Origin of the sequence: Pseudomonas sp. 2822-15 (genome assembly GCF_002742515.1) — a bacterium.
Classification (GTDB): Bacteria; Pseudomonadota; Gammaproteobacteria; order Pseudomonadales; family Pseudomonadaceae; genus Aquipseudomonas; species Aquipseudomonas salomonii.
In genome coordinates this window covers 1-227 of the sequence record NZ_LJRY01000007.1, presented here as the reverse complement: position 1 = coordinate 227, position 227 = coordinate 1, and the positions used below count along the sequence as shown (strand labels likewise).

Genomic DNA, 227 nt, shown 5'->3' with positions numbered 1-227 from the left:
GGGGCCATAGCTCAGCTGGGAGAGCGCCTGCCTTGCACGCAGGAGGTCAACGGTTCGATCCCGTTTGGCTCCACCATTAACTGCTTCTGCTGTTAGAGTTTAGAAATGAATATTCTGAAGTGAATATTGATTTCTAGTCTTTGATTAGATCGTTCTTTAAAAATTTGGGTATGTGATAGAAAGATAGACTGAACGTTACTTTCACTGGTAACGGATCAGGCTAAGGT

The 227-nt window shown here is 43.6% G+C and carries 1 tRNA gene; it reads left to right on the top strand.

Features of this window, described 5'->3' with window-relative positions:
- Nucleotides 1-76: transfer RNA gene (locus AOA59_RS00015), tRNA-Ala, on the top strand.
- Nucleotides 77-227: the final 151 nt, after the last annotated feature.